The organism is Vibrio sp. 2017_1457_13 (assembly GCF_030851525.1).
Lineage (GTDB): Bacteria > Pseudomonadota > Gammaproteobacteria > Enterobacterales > Vibrionaceae > Vibrio > Vibrio metschnikovii.
Genome location: NZ_VHTA01000029.1, coordinates 1 through 2827, shown reverse-complemented (window position 1 = coordinate 2827; position 2827 = coordinate 1). Strand labels below are relative to the sequence as shown.

General features: G+C 52.0%; 1 rRNA gene. It reads right to left on the bottom strand.

Annotation, left to right across the window (positions count from 1 at the left end):
- Positions 1 to 36: 36 nt before the first annotated feature.
- Positions 37 to 2827 (bottom strand): 23S ribosomal RNA (locus FKN88_RS17285); the annotation flags it as partial.

Genomic DNA, 2827 nt, shown 5'->3' with positions numbered 1-2827 from the left:
ACTTCTTTGAGTCCACCAAAACCCCTTGGGTGTTGTATGGTTAAGCCTCACGGGCAATTAGTACAGGTTAGCTCAACGCCTCACAGCGCTTACACACCCTGCCTATCAACGTTCTAGTCTCGAACAACCCTTTAGGACACTTATAGTGCCAGGGAGAACTCATCTCAGGGCTCGCTTCGCGCTTAGATGCTTTCAGCGCTTATCAATTCCGAACTTAGCTACCGGGCAATGCCACTGGCGTGACAACCCGAACACCAGAGGTTCGTCCACTCCGGTCCTCTCGTACTAGGAGCAGCCCCCTTCAATTCTCCAACGCCCACGGCAGATAGGGACCGAACTGTCTCACGACGTTCTAAACCCAGCTCGCGTACCACTTTAAATGGCGAACAGCCATACCCTTGGGACCGACTTCAGCCCCAGGATGTGATGAGCCGACATCGAGGTGCCAAACACCGCCGTCGATATGAACTCTTGGGCGGTATCAGCCTGTTATCCCCGGAGTACCTTTTATCCGTTGAGCGATGGCCCTTCCATTCAGAACCACCGGATCACTATGACCTGCTTTCGCACCTGCTCGAACCGTCATTCTCGCAGTTAAGCGGGCTTATGCCATTGCACTAACCTCACGATGTCCAACCGTGATTAGCCCACCTTCGTGCTCCTCCGTTACTCTTTGGGAGGAGACCGCCCCAGTCAAACTACCCACCAGGCACTGTCCGCAACCCCGATTAGGGGCCAACGTTAGAACATCAAAACTACAAGGGTGGTATTTCAAGGTCGACTCCACACAAACTAGCGTCTGCGCTTCAAAGTCTCCCACCTATCCTACACATGTAGGTTCAATGTTCAGTGCCAAGCTGTAGTAAAGGTTCACGGGGTCTTTCCGTCTAGCCGCGGGTACACTGCATCTTCACAGCGATTTCAATTTCACTGAGTCTCGGGTGGAGACAGCGTGGCCATCATTACGCCATTCGTGCAGGTCGGAACTTACCCGACAAGGAATTTCGCTACCTTAGGACCGTTATAGTTACGGCCGCCGTTTACCGGGGCTTCGATCAAGAGCTTCGACTTGCGTCTAACCCCATCAATTAACCTTCCGGCACCGGGCAGGCGTCACACCGTATACGTCATCTTGCGATTTTGCACAGTGCTGTGTTTTTAATAAACAGTTGCAGCCACCTGGTATCTGCGACTCTCAATAGCTCCATCCGCAAGGGACTTCACCGTCAAGAGCGTACCTTCTCCCGAAGTTACGGTACCATTTTGCCTAGTTCCTTCACCCGAGTTCTCTCAAGCGCCTTGGTATTCTCTACCCGACCACCTGTGTCGGTTTGGGGTACGATTTCTTATGAACTGAAGCTTAGAGGCTTTTCCTGGAAGCAGGGCATCAATGACTTCACTACCGTAGTAGCTCGACGTCGTGTCTCAGCCTAACAAGAAACCGGATTTACCTAGTCTCTTAGCCTACGCACTTGAACCAGGACAACCGTCGCCTGGCCCACCTAGCCTTCTCCGTCCCCCCATCGCATTCATAAGAAGTACGGGAATATTAACCCGTTTCCCATCGACTACGCCTTTCGGCCTCGCCTTAGGGGTCGACTTACCCTGCCCCGATTAACGTTGGACAGGAACCCTTGGTCTTCCGGCGGGGAGGTTTTTCACCCCCCTTGTCGTTACTCATGTCAGCATTCGCACTTCTGATACCTCCAGCAAACCTTACAGTTCACCTTCAACGGCTTACAGAACGCTCCCCTACCCAATACGATAAATCGCATTGCCGCAGCTTCGGTGTATTGCTTAGCCCCGTTACATCTTCCGCGCAGGCCGACTCGACTAGTGAGCTATTACGCTTTCTTTAAATGATGGCTGCTTCTAAGCCAACATCCTAGCTGTCTAAGCCTTCCCACATCGTTTCCCACTTAGCAATACTTTGGGACCTTAGCTGGCGGTCTGGGTTGTTTCCCTCTTCACGACGGACGTTAGCACCCGCCGTGTGTCTCCCGGATAGTACTTACTGGTATTCGGAGTTTGCAAAGGGTTGGTAAGTCGGGATGACCCCCTAGCCTTAACAGTGCTCTACCCCCAGTAGTATTCGTCCGAGGCGCTACCTAAATAGCTTTCGGGGAGAACCAGCTATCTCCGAGTTTGATTGGCCTTTCACCCCTAGCCACAAGTCATCCGCTAATTTTTCAACATTAGTCGGTTCGGTCCTCCAGTTGATGTTACTCAACCTTCAACCTGCCCATGGCTAGATCACCCGGTTTCGGGTCTATATCCAGAGACTGAACGCCCAGTTAAGACTCGGTTTCCCTACGGCTCCCCTATTTGGTTAACCTTGCCACTGAATATAAGTCGCTGACCCATTATACAAAAGGTACGCAGTCACCCCATTAAAGAGGCTCCTACTGCTTGTACGTACACGGTTTCAGGTTCTATTTCACTCCCCTCACAGGGGTTCTTTTCGCCTTTCCCTCACGGTACTGGTTCACTATCGGTCAGTCAGGAGTATTTAGCCTTGGAGGATGGTCCCCCCATATTCAGACAGGATATCACGTGTCCCGCCCTACTCGATTTCACTTTACTGGCGTTAACGGCTACGGGGCTATCACCCGGTATCGCGTGCCTTTCCAGAGCACTTCGCCTGACACCAATAAAGCTTAAGGGCTAATCCAATTTCGCTCGCCGCTACTTTCGGAATCTCGGTTGATTTCTTCTCCTCGGGGTACTTAGATGTTTCAGTTCCCCCGGTTTGCCTCGCTGCGCTATGTATTCACGCAGCGATAAGTGCTTATGCACTTGGGTTTCCCCATTCGGAAATCGTAGACTC